This window comes from Metabacillus litoralis, assembly GCF_007994985.1.
Lineage (GTDB): Bacteria > Bacillota > Bacilli > Bacillales > Bacillaceae > Metabacillus > Metabacillus litoralis.
On record NZ_VOQF01000004.1, the window covers coordinates 1 to 16,744 of the forward strand.

Sequence of the window (16,744 nt, forward strand, 5' to 3'; positions counted from 1 at the left end):
TCATTTTCAAGATCTTTTTTAATTAAATTTAAAAAATAGTTGTTCACTAGTCATCATCCTGTACATTTCTATTTATATTGCTGCTGTTAAACATTGTGTTGATTTCCGTTAAAGGCATTCACTTTTCCAAGAGCCTTCTTCCGCAGAAGTTTCATACACACTTCAATCAACAAAGTCGTAAAAATCAACATTAAGCTTTAACATAGCCGTTATAGTAGAAATAGTTAAAATTCAAAGTATATTTTAATAGTACCACAATGTCTTATGATGTGATATATCAATAAAATACCCACTTGATTAACTCTTTATGAATAAACTCTTTTCTGACATATTGTTGTCAATTGAGCTCATTTGTTTTTAAAACAGTTCTTTAAACGAAGAGAAAGTGATAAAAATAAGAGAATTTGCCACTTAACTCTATAAACCACTGTTTTCCTTCAAATGACCAATAGTAATAGCCTTATGAATATATTATAAAGATATCCTATATAACAAAAAAGATAGAGCTAATAAAATAAGCGCTATCCCTTTTGTTATGTAATATTTATTGTTTCTTTATTCCTCATCTTCCATCACTTGATAAGCTTTACTGAACAATAATAACTGACTATCTACAATTGGTTCATCTAGTTTACGTTCTACATAATGATAAATCCCGAACTCATCTTGTTCTCTAGCCTTCACATTATCAGCTAATGCACTATCTAAGATTGCATTAATACGCATCTTAATGTCTCCGTCATAAATTGGGAACAAAATCTCCACTCGTTTTTCCATATTTCTAGTCATCATATCCGCAGATGATAAAAATGTTTTACCTTCACCATTATGATGAAAAAAATAGATCCTGCTGTGTTCTAAGAATCTTCCGACAATACTTCTAACTCTAATATTTTCACTAACTCCTTTGATACCAGGTCTTAAACAACATGTACCTCTAACGATTAAGTCTATTTTCACACCTGCATTTGATGCCTCATAAAGCTTTGTAATGACTACTTTATCAGTTAAAGAATTCATTTTTGATATAATTCTACCGTTACCGAATCTTTTATGAAAGTGAATTTCTTCTTCTATTAAATTTATAAAGTCTTTACGAATATCAAAAGGTGCAACAGATAAATGATGAAAATCAGGTTTCTCAGTATAACCACTTAAATAATTAAAAAAGTTGGTAGCATCAATTCCAAACTTTCTTTTTGATGTAATTAGTCCCATGTCTGTATAAATTTTTGCTGTCTGATCATTATAATTGCCAGTGCCTAAGTGGACAAATCTCTCTATCCTGTTATTCTTTCTCCTAACAACGAGGGTTATTTTGCTGTGGGTTTTTAAGTACGTCATTCCATAAATAACATGGCATCCTGATTTCTCTAATTCTTTTGCCCATTGCACATTATTTTCTTCGTCAAATCTAGCTTTTAACTCCACTAACACCGTTACTTGCTTACCTTTCTCAGCTGCACGTTTTAATGCTTCAATAACAGGTGAATCACCGCTAACCCGATATAATGTTTGTTTAATTGCTAATACATCTGGGTCTTCCGCAGCTTCAGTAACAAACTCAATAACAGGCTCGAACGACTCATAAGGATGATGAAGAAACACATCCTGCTCAGAAATCTTTTCGAAAATATCTTCATCTGAAGATATATCACGCGGTGGTTGTGGGATTAGGGTCTGGAAAACTAAATCCTCACGAGTTTTGGCCATATTTTTATAAAACCCAAATAATATTGTAAGATCAATTGGGCCATCTATTTCGTAGACATCTTTTTCATGAACTTCTAATACTTCAGTCAAATAACGTAAAATATTTAAATCAAAGCGATCCTTCTGAATTTCAAGTCGAACCGCAGCTCCCCACTTTCGTTTCTTTAATTCCTTTTCAATCTCCTTTAATAAATCCCTGGCACCTTCTTCGTGAATCGTTAAATCTGCATTTCTAGTAATACGAAAGATTGAAACAGATACTACTTTATAGCCCTTAAATAATTTGTATATAAAATGGCTAATAATTTCTTCTAATAAAATCAACTGAGTTTTTTCCTCAGCTGAGTGAAGGGGAACGAAACGGTCCAGCACTGCTGGCACTTGAACTATAGCTGTTTTGTACCGATTTTCCTGGAATTCATCATTATCCTCAATCACGATAGCTAGATTTAAACTTTTATTTAAAAGCATTGGGAATGGACGGTATGCATCAACTGCCATTGGAGTAAGAACAGGGAAAATATGCTCATCAAAGTAATCTTCCAAATTCCTTCTTTGTTCAGAAGTAACATCCGCCATTTGAACCATTTCAATATCTTCTTCTTCTAATTTTGGAATAAGAACCTTGTTATAAGCCTCGTATTGTAGCTCAACAAGACTATGTGTTTTTTTTGCAATTTGGTTTAATTGTTGCTTTGGAGTCATACCTGCTTTATTTTCTGGTTTATTAAACCCTGCTTTTACTTGATCTTTTAGCCCTGCTACACGAACCATAAAAAATTCATCTAAGTTAGAACTAAATATCGCTAAGAACTTTAGACGTTCTAATAAAGGATTTTTCTCATCAAGAGATTCTTCTAATACACGTTCATTAAAAGCCAACCAGCTAAGTTCTCTATTGTTATAATAAAGTGGACTTTGAAGTTTTATCATATTTTTATCTAATGTATTCATTTCTACTCCACCCCTTATTTCGACATTTATATACAATTCCATGATAGCATTAAGATAACAATTCAATTGTAAATTATATGTAAAATTTTTGTATTTTTTTCGTAAATACAATAATTTAATTCACACAAAATAAAATTGAGCTTTGTATTATGATAAACCATTGGGGAAAGGTAATTAACTAGAGTGAAGACGATAATAAATGGCGTAATTCATATAGTAAAAGACTTTTTTTCGTAAACCTACAGTCCTATTTCTCTATTCATTTTGAAAGTGAACAAGTATAGATTTTTTCAATAATTTCTCTAGATGCTTTTTCTGTTTTTCAACTTGATATTGTTCAGGTTTCCAATCTTTATAACAAGTAATATCAAATATAAGCTCATCTTTTTCATTTTTGATACTAATATTTTTAATAATATTTCTTCTCGTTGCATTTAAGCTATTGGCTAATTTCACAATTGCTCCCAACAGTCTATATTTTGCTAACTCATCTTTGGTGAACCAATCTATATATGGATTTACATATCTTTTAAAACCCGCTTTACTTGTATATGAAGCAATTAGAGCTATAATAAGTCGATCTTTATGTAATAAACCATCAATCGTACGGTTGGCTAATAAATAAAATGTATGTTGGCTACTTGCTTCAGTATCGATATAAGAGCCGACATTATAAACAAAAGCAGCACGTTTAAGTAAAAATGAATCTTCTCGATTAATTGATGCAAGTCCAATTTCATTTAATAATTGTGATATATTCAAAGCACAATTTGACACATGAAAAACATGGTTTAAGTCAATTGTATAATCTGTTGCTAATTCATAGAAACTTTCTTCTATTACATTAGGAAAAATTGATATTCCGATGTCTTTAGTTAATTCTTCAAAGAAGACACCATCTCTCAATCCTTTCCTACTTAATGCAAATTGGTCAGTATTCACAATGTTCATTATATTTTTAAATACCTCGATCGCAGGTATAATGATATCCGCCCTGTCTTTTGATAACCCTTCTACTCTTTGCAATTCAGAAAATGATAATGTATGTAAGTACTGATCCACATCAGATATATCCTGATAACTCATCATATACTGATGTACTCCTGCAATTGGATATCCTATATATTCTTGGTGAATTTGAACAAGATTTCGCGCACTTCCTCCGATTGCAATAATAGGCATTTTTTTATCTTGCAGCCAATCGAGAGTTTGGAATTGTTTTAAAAGAAATGCTTTTAATTCCTCTAATTCCTCATCTGTTGGAATATCACCACGAATAAACTGTTTTTTCAAAGATAGTGCTCCGAATGGAAAACTATGATACTTCAAAAGCTCCCGCTTTGCAAAATAAGTTACTTCAGTACTTCCCCCACCGATATCTATCGTAATGCCGCTATCAAATGGAGTTGTATTCACAACAGCTAAATAACCAAAATATGCTTCCTCATACTCTGATAAAACCCGAATTATTAATCCAGATTCTTTTTTTACCTTTTCAACAATTTCATCCATATTTTTAGCTTGGCGAACTGTTGCAGTTGCTACACACTTTACATCTTCCAAATTATGATGTTTTGTTACTTCGCTGAAGCTTTGCAATGTTTCAATTAATATTTCGATCCCTTTGCCTGATAGTATTTCATCATCTAATAGGTAATTACGGAGGCGTGCAACCACTTTTACATTTTCTATTTCTTTTAATCGCCCACTATTTTCTCGTAAATAAATGACTAGTCTCATCGTATTTGAGCCAATATCAATGATTGCATATTTTTCTTGATTCACATCCAACACCCTTACCTATTTAATGGAATTTTTATATATTTTAAGTGCTGTACTCAAACATTTATTGCTTCTGTAATATTATATTTTACGGCTCTGTTACATCACATAAATAAACCTTAATAAAAAATCTTTTTTATCCTTTTAGACATTTCAATTTTCATATTTAAGTTTTTTTAAGTCTCATAGTATAGTCGCTTTATAAGCCTTAAAACAATTGTTTTTCACTGAGTAAAAATAAACTTTCATCAAATAAATTATAACATATTAAAAGAATTGGTATATTCAGTATTTCCTGAAATATTCTATACAAAACAATATCCACAACTAATAATTACCTTGAGGTGAGTGCCATGATTCATATTGTTAAATCTAATGAAACGTTAACTTCAATTGCATTGGACTACCGAACTTCAATAACAAATCTACTTGCTGCTAACAATATCACTAATCCAAACAAAATCTACATAGGACAAGAAATTTTCATTCCTACTATCCCTGATCCAAACACTATTCCGTTTATAATTTCCATATCATTAACACAAAAGCGTTTAACACTTCTATCGGAAGGACAAGTTAGTAAGGTCTATCCTATTGCTGTTGGAAACATAGCTACGTCTACTCCAACTGGGGAATATGTTATTGTAAATCGCCAGCCAAATCCAGGGGGTGTCTTTGGAGCAATGTGGTTGAGTTTATCTAAAGTCCATTACGGGATACACGGTACAAACAACCCAAATTCTATTGGTAAAGCTGTTTCTCTGGGTTGCATTCGAATGCACAACAAAGATGTACTAGAGCTCTCATCAATTGTACCAAATGGAACAAAAGTAATAATTTCACCTTAAGAATTTATTAAGTTTTCTTTAATTTCATATTCAAACGCAAATGATTCCCTTATAATGACAATTAAAGCAATGGACGAAGCAATCTAAGGAGCGTATTCATGAAAATATTTCGCAATCCAAATTTTGTTAAACTATTTTATGCAGCACTTTTTTCTCAGATGGGAACAACAATAGGAAACATGGCTTTTGCCTTTTATTTATTAGATCACTTTAGTCATCAGCCTTCTTATGCAACACTAGCTGAACTTATGTATTCTTTACCAACAATACTTGTCTTTTTTATTGTTGGTGTTGTGGCAGATCGATTTGATCGTAAAAAAGTTGCGGAGAACTGTGATTGGATACGTGCAATTTTAACTGTGGTTTTATTTGGCGCACTATTTACAGGTTCAATTCCTTTTATATTTTTTGTCTTATTCTTACGTAGTGCAGTAACTAAATTCTTCTTCCCAGCAGAAAACAGCCTTGTCCAAGGTATTCTTAGCAAAGAACAATATGCACAAGCAGCTGGGCTTAATCAAATGCTTTTTAGTATATTTATGGTATTTGGAGTAGGTATAGGAGCAGCTATTTATAAAACAGTAGGAATTCATGGTGCTATCATTGTGGATTTTATTAGCTTTGTTATTTCAGCTTTATTAATTAGATCGTGTCACATCCCTTTTGCTGCTAGACTTCCAAATGGTAAAGTTAAATGGAAAGATTTAAGTATAAAATCATCTGTTAGTGATTTTCAAGAGGGAATTAATTATATAATTAAAAATAAGTTATTAGCTTCTTTAATATTTGGTTTTTTTATTTTTGGCTTGTTCAATGGAGCTTTTGCAATTTTACCAATGTTCACTATGAAATATGAAATGTCACCTGATAATTATGAATGGTATGCTTCTATATTTGCCATTTCACTTGGACTCGGGCTTTTAACAGGAAGTGGTATTGGTACACTTATTTCGTCAAAATTCAAACCACATCAACTTATGGTTATTCCTATCTTTGTAACCGGATTACTGATATTTCTATTAGGATTTACTGATAAAGTTTCAATTTTTCTTGGCATTGTCTTCATAATTGGTACATGTTTAGGCCCCATTAATATTGCAATAGGTGGCTGGATGCCTAAAATTGTTCATCCAAAGTTAATGGGAAGAGTTAGCGGATGGATAGATCCACTTATGATGCTAGCACAGTCTATGACCCTAGGTATCATTGCTGTGATTTTCCCAAAAGTAATTGAAACCATTGATTATCTTTACTACGGAATAGCAATTATTATTCTCTTTGTCGCACTTTTTTACGCACTAACTTTACCTAAGCTTAGTCGAGCCCTAGAAGAAAAAGAAAGAAATCTAGATAGAAAACCAAAAACAAAAAATACAAAACCTAATATACGTACAATTTAATGTTCAGATCTCAATCAAAAAAGTGTGTGTTTTCTCTACATATTAGAGAAACACACACTTTTATTATTGTAGTTTTCTTAAGTATTTTGTTAATACACCGATATAATGAAAGAATTATCATTTTAAATTTAGTAAGGTTGTGAACAAATGGACCAACAAACATATAAGCAATTTATTATCGTCCTTTTGAGAAACTATATATTCGGATCCTTTATAGCAGTGTTTGGAATTGGTGCTTTGTTTATGTTTACAACGTTAAACATTAATTTCAAAGAATCCTTTGTTCTATTTATGATTCTTATGATTTCTCTCATTATCATGTTAATACTTGAGAGTATTGTATTTTCCAAACATATATACCCAATTAAGAAGGTTTTTCTAGAACAAAATTATTCATTAGAAGATTTAAAAGTTGCTTATCGTCAGACACACCGGTTACCTATTTTAACCGTTTATCGAATTTTTGGACCTCATTTGTTTGGTCTCTCTTTTCCAGCAATGCTTATCAGCTATATATGTATAAAGATGAATATAATTCAATTACCGCTTTACTACATAGGCATCGCTTTTGGAGCTTCAGTTTTAGTTGCCGGTATGCATAGTATCATTGAATTTTACTTAGCTACTAAAGCCTTAAAACCGGTCTTAATTACAATTCGTGAAAAAACATTAACACAGTATAAATTTGACTTTTCACACCATTCACATTTATACATTTCAATACAAAGCAAAGTCTTGTACAGTGCCATTTTCATTGGTGTTTTTCCTATATTACTATTTAGCTTGGCAACTCATGCTCGTTTTGCGGAAGCATCCATTCCACTTCTAACAGAATATTGGAGTTGGGCAATAATTGTTATTATCGTATCAATTCTTTTTGCCTTTTATGGTGCATATTTACTTTTTAATAATATATCTGAACCTATTCAAATACTTGAAGGTGGGATGCGTCAAATCCAGCTTGGTAAACTTGTATATCAAAACGATGTTTATTCTGATGAATTTTCAAAACTCATTTCTGGTTACAACCAAATGGTTAGTGGACTTATAAGAAGAGATTCGGTTAATAAACAACTATTAGACAGTCTCTTTACAACATTGGCATTAGCCTTAGATGCCAGAGATGCCTACACAGCTGGCCACTCTGTGAGAGTCGCTCAATACTCAGTACTCATTGGTGAACAAGCAAAGTTAGATAATGAAACTCTCGATTTATTACGTAAATCTGCTTTACTACATGATATTGGTAAAATAGGAATAAGAGATAGTATATTACTCAAAGACGGTAGGCTAACAGAAGAAGAGTTTACTGAAATTAAAACACATCCAGTTATTGGAGCAACTATACTCTCACAAGTTCAACCAAAAGAAGAGATGGAATCATTAATACCAGGTGTAAAATACCATCATGAAAGATTTGACGGGCTTGGTTATCCTGAAGGATTAAAAGGAGATAGCATACCTTTATTCGGTAGAATTATGGCGGTTGCAGATGCCTATGATGCTATGACATCTGATCGTCCCTATCGGAAAGGAATGCCTTACCAAAAGGCTTTATCTATTATTGAAGAAGGAAAAGGGACACAGTGGGACCCGTATTTCGCACAACTTTTCATTAATTATATGAAGAAAAATGTAGAAGATACAAATGAAGATCGTGACAAACAAAGTGTATAAATTATATGTTACTTGAATGAAAACAGATGAATCTGACTGCTGGGGGTGGTTTAAAGAATCCCCCCTGCGAGGTTAGAATCTGGAATGTTTTAATATTCTCTGATAAGAATATTAAAACAGTTAAAAACAGACATCAAAAAATAGGGATTACTTGATTTTAAAGAATTTTCGAAATAAAAAAATCATTAAAGCTTGCATTTTATTATTCACTAAGTATAATTTAAATAAGAATGACTTAAACTTAAAGTGTACAATAAAGGAGAGAAACGATGGACGACCATAAACGACTCGATCCTACCAAACAATCAACAACAGAAAACCTCGCTCGTGCTATTTACGTAGTTAACCGTCATGCAAAAACTGCACCTAATCCCAAATTTCTATATTTATTAAAAAAGAATGCATTAATTAAACTTCTACAAGAGGGAAGGGCGCAAAAAAAAGGTCTACATTTTTCAAATAATCCAAAATTTAGTCAACAACAATCTGATGTATTAGTTTCCGCTGGAGAGTATTACTTTCACATGCCTCCTACAAAGGATGACTTCGATAAACTTCCACATTTAGGAACATTAAATCAAACATACCGTAACCCTAAAGCGAATATGTCTTTAACAAAAGCAAAAATCCTATTACAAAATTATGTTGATATAAAAGAAGATCAAAGCACACCTCAAACTATTCATTCTAACAAATCCCGTACATACCAAAAGCCGGTATTCAAAAGATTAGGTGAAAGCTACAGATAGATAGTTATTTATACCTCAATAACATATAAAAACGACAAAGAATTTTCTTCGTCGTTTTTATATGTTACTTAGCGTAGTGACCAAATAAGTCTTCTACATTCTTTTTAAGTGTATTGAAAAATTCAGGTACTTGATCTTTTGGTACCCCATAGAATATCGAATTAACTATTTCGTTATAATACCACAATTGCTGATTATGACCTCTATTAAAGTGTTTCCATACCTTTTCACCATATCGTTGATAATATATGAGTAAGTCTTCACTATTGTCTAGTTTGTCTGCAGCTATAAGAGCTTTCGATTCTAAGCTGAGTGTTTTTGCCTTATTAATTGTTTCTTGTTTTCTCTCTTCCCAGCTTAAATTCTTATTTTCAGTGTTATCTAAAACATACTGCAAAACATCTTTTCCAAAGAGTTGTAGTATTTCTTGTTCAGTTACATTTGTATCCTCAATTACATCATGAAGATACCCTGCAATGACAACTTCCCTAGAAAATCCTGCTTTTTTAAGAGTATTTGCTACAGAATCAACATGTACATAGTATGGTTCTGAGCTAATTTTACGAACTTGATCAGCGTGTGCAATTTTTGCGAAATTTCTTGCATACTCTAAAAGATCCATAAAACCTCCTATTAGTTGAAAAATATATAAAACCTTAAATCAGAAGCCACACATATCATCTACTACTTCTCCTAAACGAGCTCTTCAAACTAAAAAAGGTTGCATGCCTAAAAATAGTCCAAACAACCTTTTAAGTATAATTTATAAAATGAATTCATCTATCTTTTGGACTAATTCACTTATTTCGGGCTTACTGATTTGTGCACTAGCACCTACCATCTGACCTTTATGTCGTAAATCATTTGTAATAAGAGAAGAGAAAATCACAACAGGAAGAATACTTAGTTGTTGATCTTCTTTAATCCTCTTAGTTAAATGATGTCCATCCATTTGAGGCATTTCTACGTCAGTTATTACCAGTTGGACTACATCTTCAATTGCTTTTCCTGATTTTGCAATTGCTTGAAGATATAGAAGTGCATCTTTACCATTTTCAAAGAAATCTAAATCTACAAATCCAGCCTCATTTAATGTTTCTTGTAATAGTTTACGCAACAGAGGTGAATCCTCAGCAACAACCAGTTTTTTTGTAGATCGTTCTCTCTTACCTAATTTTTTGACTTGTTCTACATTTATACCAGATTCTGGATTGATATCTAAAACAATTTTTTCAAAATCGAGCATTAAAACCATCTCGTCTTGTATCTTTACAACACCTGTAATTTGACTTTCAAATCCTTGATACATTCCAGAAGGTTTTTCAATTTTCTCCCATGAAATGCGATGAATCTGTGATACTGAATGTACATGAAAAACAACCTTCGTTTTATTAAATTCAGTAACAATATATTTTTCATCTCTTTGGTTATCACTAGGCCCAAAACCTAAAACCTTTGCAACATCCACAACTGGTAATATTTCTCCTCTAATATCAATAATGCCTTCTATATTCGGATGAGAATGTGGAATTTTAGTAACTTGTAAAGGCTGAATAATCTCTTTTACTTTTATAACATTAATTCCAAACTTATTATTACCTACACTAAATTCCACAATCTCAAGTTCATTTGTTCCACTTTCAAGCAAAATACCTTTTTGTTGTTCCATACTTTTCATTCATCCTTCCATGAGTACTACTCTGTATTCATTATATCGGCTATTGTTAGGATAATGTAAAGAGGATATTGCATTTTGAAAGAAAATTATAGTAAAAATTTAAAAAAGTAAGAGCATGTCCCAATTTCTCTTAAAAGCTTGGATATCTTCCAAGCTTAATATAAATAATCCATTACTCTTTCATCAGCAAGATTTGTGTCGATTGGGCATTTTTTTGCATCACGTCCGTATTGCCATAACCATACATTCCCTTTACAATCTGGTGAAACAGGATTAAACCTCGGAGCTTTCCTCTCTGATGTTGTTCCTACATCAGGTTCGGCACTCCATAGTATTGTCTGAACAGCCACTTCCTTATTATCATGAACTGCTTGGCAATATGCTTCATTAAAATCTCCTTCAACTGGATCATTAAAGATACCAGATTTGTACCCTGAAGGTATTAGTGTTTCCACCCACCCTCTTATCCAAGCAGAATCAACATTAAAAAACTTCTCTATTTTTGCAAAAATAATAGTATCTGTTGGTATCCCAAGTCTTCTTGCGTGGAAAACTGCATTTCTTGCGGCTAATTGAGCTTCTTCATATCCGGTAGCTTCTTTTACCACATTATATATAGGAATAATCTTAATATTCTTACTTTTAATAAACCCTATTTCAGATTTGGATAGACCACTTGATGTATTTTGTAATTCTGTTAGAGATCTACCCCAATACTTTGGTATTCCAAAATGTTTTTTCACACAATCATATAGCTCCTGGTTCACAGGAATAGCTGAATCAACTCCCCAGATTTTCCGTGCCATTAAAATACACAACCTTTCTGTAATAGCTCTTACCATATATATGTAAAGTAAGGGTTGTCTAAATCATAAAGTTTAGCTCTACACTTCAAATACATGTTTATTTTGTTATAAAGCCATGATATAACTGAAGACATTTATCATATGAGTCTGATCTTTTCATTTTTTTGTTATTATTAGAATAAATAAAATTAATGCAATTGTGTTACTCTCTTGTTATAATCTCCTTGTAAATCGTTTATACGATTAAACGGGATGGGTTGAGGGTTACACTTGAGGAAGGTATACATTGGATAGATTTTTTAAATTAAAAGAAAATGGTACATCTTTTAAAACTGAAATTCTTGCAGGAACAGTTTCATTTTTCACAATTGTTTATATTGTGGTGGTGAATGCATCTATTTTATCAGATGCTGGAATTCCGTTAGAAGCTGGCATCATTGCTACTGTTTTAACTTCTATTGCCGGATGCTTTATTATGGGCTTATGGGGTAATACGCCTATTATCCTAGTTCCAGGTATGGGTGTGAATGCCTTGTTCACTTATACAATCGTCCTTGGAATGGATTTAAAATGGCAAGAGGGTTTAGCAGTTGTCTTTGTGTCTGGTATTTTATTTACGATTATTGCATTTACAAAGCTTGCAACAATCATATCAGAGTCGATTCCACATTCATTGAAGGAAGCAATTACAGTCGGAATTGGTTTTTTCCTCACCTTTATTGGACTCCAAAAAGGCGGAATAGTTGTATTAAGTGAAGATACATATGTTGCATTAGGCGATTTTAGTGAAACAAGTGTTGTATTAACGATCATTACATTGCTCATAACAGTAGCATTATTTGCGAAGCAAATTCCGGGGAACTTCTTAATTAGTATCATTTTAGGCACTCTACTTGCTGCAATGTTTGGTGATGTTTCCTTTGATACAACTACAAACACAATTGATGCATTTCATTCCTATTTTGATGTCTTAGGAGCGATGTCGTTTGAGCGCTTGATTGATTTAACTTTTTGGACTGCCACCTTTTCATTAACAATGGTCATAGTTTTTGAAAATATAGGGTTAGTGTTCGGTCAAGTTCATATGATAAATCGACCTAAAACGTATAAACGATCACTACAAGCAAATGCTTTATCAACAATAACATCTGGTGTTTTTGGATCAAGTCCAACTGTAAGTACAGTTGAAACAGCTGCAGGCATAACCGCAGGAGGCCGTACAGGATTAACTTCTATCACAACTGGTACACTTTTTTTAACTTCTTTATTATTTTTACCATTTATCAAAGTGATACCAGATAGTGCAATTGCTCCAATTTTAATTTTAATAGGAAGTTTGATGATCCAAAACATAAAACATATTGATCTGGACGATTTCAGTGAAAGCTTCCCAGCTTTTCTAATTATTGCGTTAATTCCATTAACTTATAGTATTGTTGACGGAATGGCTTTTGGTTTTATTATGTATCCACTACTTAAAATTATCTTAAAAAGAACACATGACGTAAAAATGCCACTTTATTTTATTGCTTTATTATTTTTATTAAATTTCATTTTCCATTCATTGCATTAATATTTTTGGCTTTTAACATCTTTATCTATAGAAGCTTCAATGGGTTTATCCTAACAAATTTGTTAGGATAAACCCATTTTTTGTTTTGTATAGTTTGTTTTTATTTTTATTCAAAAAAAGAAAACTGTATTTAGTTTAGTACTTCTATTCTTCCTGTTAGTACCTCTTTTAGATCAATAAAGGTTTAAAATAATATGCATTTCATTAAAATCCTTTGTATAAAAATCAATAATAAACTGCACAATATTAAGAGATATGAGCATTTTTCTAAAAAATCATTAATTTCTGAGGTGAATAAATGAGACATTTTATCTTATTAATTGCTCTATTATCATTAACAGCTTGTAATAATGATAACCAAGGAGCAAATAATATTAATGATCAAGGAACTAATAATAATGAATTTGAAATACTTGAAACTCGAAACAATCAAGCAAATAGCAATGATGAAATGTTAGTTAAGTCAAGAGATATCATTGAATTAGAAGAGAATACGAATGAATCAGTAAGACAGTCATTAGCTGAAAACTTAGTTAAAGAAAAAATTGATAGAGATGAAAATTTAGTTGTTCAGTATGATCATAAAGAAGAAAACCACTACATTATACATGTTTATTCAGTTAATGATGTAGTGGAAAATAGCGAACAATGGTATATGGTAGATTTAGGTTCAAAGCAAGTTGAACCTTTGAAACAATAAGTAAAAAAATCACAATGAAAGATTAACTGAAAAAGCTGACAAATTGTCAGCTTTTTTTTGATACAAGTTGAAAGGTTATAGTTACTGTCGTCCCTTTTCCTAATTCACTTTCATAATCAATTGTTCCACCTAGTTGTCTGATTAGTCGATTAGTAATCATGCTTCCTAACCCAGTCCCCTTTGTTTTAGTTGTATAAAAAGGTAAACCAATTTGTTTTAGTTCGTCTTTTGTCATGCCTTTTCCATTGTCCTTAATAACAATGGTGACTACTTCATTTTGATAATCAACTAAATTTGAGATCTTGACAACGCCTCTTTTATCGATTGATTCAATTGCATTTTTTATAACATTCAGTAATGATTGTTTAATATGCTGGGTATCGCCCTTTACATAACAATTCTCAGCATTATCATATTCCAGTGTTACATTTGAAAAAGTTCCTAAAGGTCTTAATAATTCAATTGAATCCATTAATATCTTGTCAATATTCACATTAGAAAGTTCAAATGGTTCAGGCTTTGCTAACTTAAGATAATTCGTAATGATCATATTCGTTCGATCAAGTTCTTCTAAGATAAGTGGTGAAAACTGCTTAAGTTTTTCATCAACTGTGTCCTGTTGCATAAATTGAATAAATCCCCTAACAGTTGTAATAGGATTACGTATTTCATGAGCAATTGAAGCAGCCATTTGACCTGTCGTTGTTAGCTTATCCATATAAACCATTTCATCAAATTGTTTATTAAATTTAATTAGAGTTTCAATTATATATATGATTGAAATAAATGTTACAAAAAAAGCAATGAAATACACAATATAGAAGGTCAGTTCAAGAAAGGAAACACTAAAATAGATAATAACAATATAGATTATTAAGTAAATAAGAGCAATACAAGAAGCGTTTAGAATACGGAAAGTTGATAAATGAAACCTTCTTCTAAATATTAAGGCAATGATAAAAGCTGTAACTGAAACAAGTACACCAATATGCAAAAATGTACCTCCAATTATTATCCTTATAATTGAAACGATAATAACAGTAATTAAGCCGGGAACCCACCCTGCATAAAGTGTTACAACTAATATTGCAATCATTCTTAAATCAAAATTCGTTTCACCTAAAGTTTCAATTGGATATGCCATACAAAGTGTTGCTCCAAAAGCACTTATTATGCCGTATAAGGCTTTTTGTTTGAAAGATAGTTGAAAGTTTTTCTGAAACGGCAAAAATAAATTAGCATTAAAAGTAAGTGAAAATAAAATTGTAACGTTAACAATTAGTGGCTTAATGATTGAAATAATAACAAGTTTACCTCCAAAGAACTCAATTTTTAAGAATTTCTATTAATTGAATTGTTAATTTTTCCGTACTTTACGTATTCACAATTGCATCAATTAAACAAAAGGTACACATTTTTACTTGCTGAAAAGATAAATATAGAATACCAATTTTTTATATACCGACGCAAACCAGTAAATTGTAAAACCTAATCATTTTAAGAATTAGCATAACTTAGCAATTACTACCCCTCTCATAGCACAATAGACCTTACTCGTTAAGTGTTTTTCATGAGAAAAAAGATCTATAAATACTCCACAATTCTCCTTTATTATAAAATTTACAGTTTCTTAACAAAATTTTGGAAATCAATATAGTAAAATAGAAGTAAGTATTAAGCCTATGTATATTGGAGTCGTTGAAGATGTTAAGTATAGGAGATATATCAGAAAACGTACCTGTTGTTACTTTGAAAACGAAAAGCTCAGACGTAAATATTATTTTTGAGGAACAACCTAATCTGGAGGGAATAGTAGTTGCTGGAAACAACAAACCCTTAGGTCTTGTTATGAAAGCTCAATTCTACAAGAAAATCTCTGTAAAATATGGGTTTGATTTGTTTATGGGAAGACCCATTGAATTGGTCATGGACACTAAACCATTACTTGTTGACTATTTTGATCCAATTACAAAGGTAAGCTCTTTAGCTATGGATCGTGAACAAGCTAACTTATATGATTATGTTGTTGTGACAAAGGATGATAAGCTACAAGGAATTGTCAGTATAAAAAATTTACTCATTAAACTTGCAGAAGAGCAAGTAAATCAAGCAATGTATACAAATCCTTTATCTGGATTACCAGGTAATGTTTTAATCGAGGAAAAAATCTCGGAATATCTTATTAATAGAAATAAGGATTTTTCTCTTTTATATATCGATCTAGATCACTTCAAGGAATATAATGATACATACGGTTTTAAAAAAGGTGATTTGCTATTAAAGGAGATCTCAAATTTACTAAGTAAAAATGTCTTATTAAACAACTACGACTCCTCTTTTGTTGGGCATATAGGTGGCGATGATTTTGTTGCTATATTGCCACACTATAATTATCAACAAATTTGTCAGTTACTAATAACAGAATTCGATATCCGATTAAAACAATATTATAATGAAATCGATTGGAAAAATAAATTTGTATACACTAAAAGTAGAAACGGGCAATTTCGTAATGTCCCCCTAGTCTCCCTTTCAATTGCTGTTGTGACAAATAAACAAGATGAGTTTCATTCAATAGAAGATGTAAGTAAAATAGCTGCAGAAGTAAAAACACAATGTAAAGAAAAAGGTGGAAGCTGCTATATATGCTTCTAAAGATTATCATGGTATATCAAGAATTATTCTTCCCTCAAGCGCCAGCGCCACATCTGATAGGCTCTCAGTTTGTAGACAAAGTATAATTCACAACCCCACAGAGTGATTAAAAACAATTGACTTTCGAGGCACAAAGCTTTGTCAGAAGCGAAGTTGCTCTGTTTGGAAATTAGAACAACCGCAGCAGGGATAGTAACGAAGAAAGCGAA

General features: G+C 31.6%; 13 protein-coding genes. 7 read left to right on the forward strand and 6 right to left on the reverse strand.

Annotated features, from left to right (window positions below; translation table 11 throughout):
* Positions 1-555: 555 nt before the first annotated feature.
* Together FS935_RS07400 and ppx are read right to left on the reverse strand one after the other, a co-directional pair.
* Positions 556-2,667, reverse strand: coding sequence for an RNA degradosome polyphosphate kinase (locus tag FS935_RS07400; RefSeq protein WP_146947112.1), 2,112 nt, complete (start codon positions 2,665-2,667; stop codon positions 556-558).
* Between the two features lie 255 nt (positions 2,668-2,922).
* A complete protein-coding gene (gene ppx / locus FS935_RS07405) occupies positions 2,923-4,452 on the reverse strand; it encodes an exopolyphosphatase (protein ID WP_146947114.1) in 1,530 nt (509 codons plus the stop codon).
* A gap of 350 nt (positions 4,453-4,802) precedes the next feature.
* Between ppx and FS935_RS07410 the strand changes: the two genes are divergently transcribed.
* From FS935_RS07410 to FS935_RS07425, 4 genes are all read left to right on the forward strand, one after another.
* A complete protein-coding gene (locus FS935_RS07410; RefSeq protein WP_146947115.1) occupies positions 4,803-5,297 on the forward strand; it encodes a L,D-transpeptidase family protein in 495 nt (164 codons plus the stop codon).
* Between the two features lie 98 nt (positions 5,298-5,395).
* Positions 5,396-6,697, forward strand: coding sequence for an MFS transporter (locus FS935_RS07415; RefSeq protein WP_146947116.1), 1,302 nt, complete (start codon positions 5,396-5,398; stop codon positions 6,695-6,697).
* Between the two features lie 147 nt (positions 6,698-6,844).
* Positions 6,845-8,374, forward strand: coding sequence for an HD-GYP domain-containing protein (locus FS935_RS07420; RefSeq protein WP_146947117.1), 1,530 nt, complete (start codon positions 6,845-6,847; stop codon positions 8,372-8,374).
* A 269-nt stretch (positions 8,375-8,643) separates the two neighbouring features.
* The gene (locus FS935_RS07425) at positions 8,644-9,123 is read left to right on the forward strand and encodes a YkyB family protein (protein ID WP_146947119.1); all 480 of its coding nucleotides are present in this window, start codon (positions 8,644-8,646) and stop codon (positions 9,121-9,123) included.
* Positions 9,124-9,187: 64 nt separating this feature from the next.
* Here the strand turns inward: FS935_RS07425 and FS935_RS07430 are convergent, their stop codons facing one another.
* The 3 genes from FS935_RS07430 to FS935_RS07440 form a co-directional block, all read right to left on the reverse strand.
* Positions 9,188-9,745, reverse strand: a complete 558-nt coding sequence (locus FS935_RS07430; RefSeq protein ID WP_146947121.1) for an HD domain-containing protein — start codon at positions 9,743-9,745, stop codon at positions 9,188-9,190.
* A gap of 141 nt (positions 9,746-9,886) precedes the next feature.
* On the reverse strand, positions 9,887-10,792 hold the full coding sequence (locus tag FS935_RS07435; protein WP_146947450.1) for a chemotaxis protein: 906 nt from the start codon (positions 10,790-10,792) through the stop codon (positions 9,887-9,889).
* Positions 10,793-10,956: 164 nt separating this feature from the next.
* Positions 10,957-11,607, reverse strand: coding sequence for a glycoside hydrolase domain-containing protein (locus FS935_RS07440; protein ID WP_146947124.1), 651 nt, complete (start codon positions 11,605-11,607; stop codon positions 10,957-10,959).
* A gap of 286 nt (positions 11,608-11,893) precedes the next feature.
* Between FS935_RS07440 and FS935_RS07445 the strand changes: the two genes are divergently transcribed.
* Positions 11,894-13,180 carry an NCS2 family permease gene (locus FS935_RS07445; protein ID WP_146947126.1) on the forward strand — a complete coding sequence of 429 codons (1,287 nt, stop codon included), beginning with the start codon at positions 11,894-11,896 and terminating at the stop codon, positions 13,178-13,180.
* Between the two features lie 298 nt (positions 13,181-13,478).
* Entirely contained in the window at positions 13,479-13,880 is a 402-nt protein-coding gene (locus FS935_RS07450; RefSeq protein ID WP_146947128.1) for a hypothetical protein, read from the forward strand.
* Between the two features lie 46 nt (positions 13,881-13,926).
* Here the strand turns inward: FS935_RS07450 and FS935_RS07455 are convergent, their stop codons facing one another.
* A complete protein-coding gene (locus FS935_RS07455) occupies positions 13,927-15,108 on the reverse strand; it encodes an ATP-binding protein (protein WP_338036905.1) in 1,182 nt (393 codons plus the stop codon).
* Between the two features lie 476 nt (positions 15,109-15,584).
* Here FS935_RS07455 and FS935_RS07460 point away from each other — a divergent pair, with 476 nt between their 5' ends.
* Positions 15,585-16,535, forward strand: a complete 951-nt coding sequence (locus FS935_RS07460) for a GGDEF domain-containing protein (protein WP_146947133.1) — start codon at positions 15,585-15,587, stop codon at positions 16,533-16,535.
* The last annotated feature ends 209 nt before the right edge of the window (positions 16,536-16,744 follow it).

What these genes read in the sequence shown, in the direction of transcription:
- FS935_RS07460 (WP_146947133.1), top strand. Translation starts at nt 15,585, where the DNA reads ATGTTAAGTATAGGAGATATATCAGAAAACGTACCTGTTGTTACTTTG.
- FS935_RS07415 (WP_146947116.1), top strand. Translation starts at nt 5,396, where the DNA reads ATGAAAATATTTCGCAATCCAAATTTTGTTAAACTATTTTATGCAGCA.
- FS935_RS07435 (WP_146947450.1), bottom strand. Translation starts at nt 10,792, where the DNA reads ATGGAACAACAAAAAGGTATTTTGCTTGAAAGTGGAACAAATGAACTT.
- FS935_RS07420 (WP_146947117.1), top strand. Translation starts at nt 6,845, where the DNA reads ATGGACCAACAAACATATAAGCAATTTATTATCGTCCTTTTGAGAAAC.
- FS935_RS07430 (WP_146947121.1), bottom strand. Translation starts at nt 9,745, where the DNA reads ATGGATCTTTTAGAGTATGCAAGAAATTTCGCAAAAATTGCACACGCT.
- FS935_RS07440 (WP_146947124.1), bottom strand. Translation starts at nt 11,607, where the DNA reads ATGGCACGGAAAATCTGGGGAGTTGATTCAGCTATTCCTGTGAACCAG.
- FS935_RS07410 (WP_146947115.1), top strand. Translation starts at nt 4,803, where the DNA reads ATGATTCATATTGTTAAATCTAATGAAACGTTAACTTCAATTGCATTG.
- FS935_RS07425 (WP_146947119.1), top strand. Translation starts at nt 8,644, where the DNA reads ATGGACGACCATAAACGACTCGATCCTACCAAACAATCAACAACAGAA.
- FS935_RS07400 (WP_146947112.1), bottom strand. Translation starts at nt 2,667, where the DNA reads ATGAATACATTAGATAAAAATATGATAAAACTTCAAAGTCCACTTTAT.
- FS935_RS07450 (WP_146947128.1), top strand. Translation starts at nt 13,479, where the DNA reads ATGAGACATTTTATCTTATTAATTGCTCTATTATCATTAACAGCTTGT.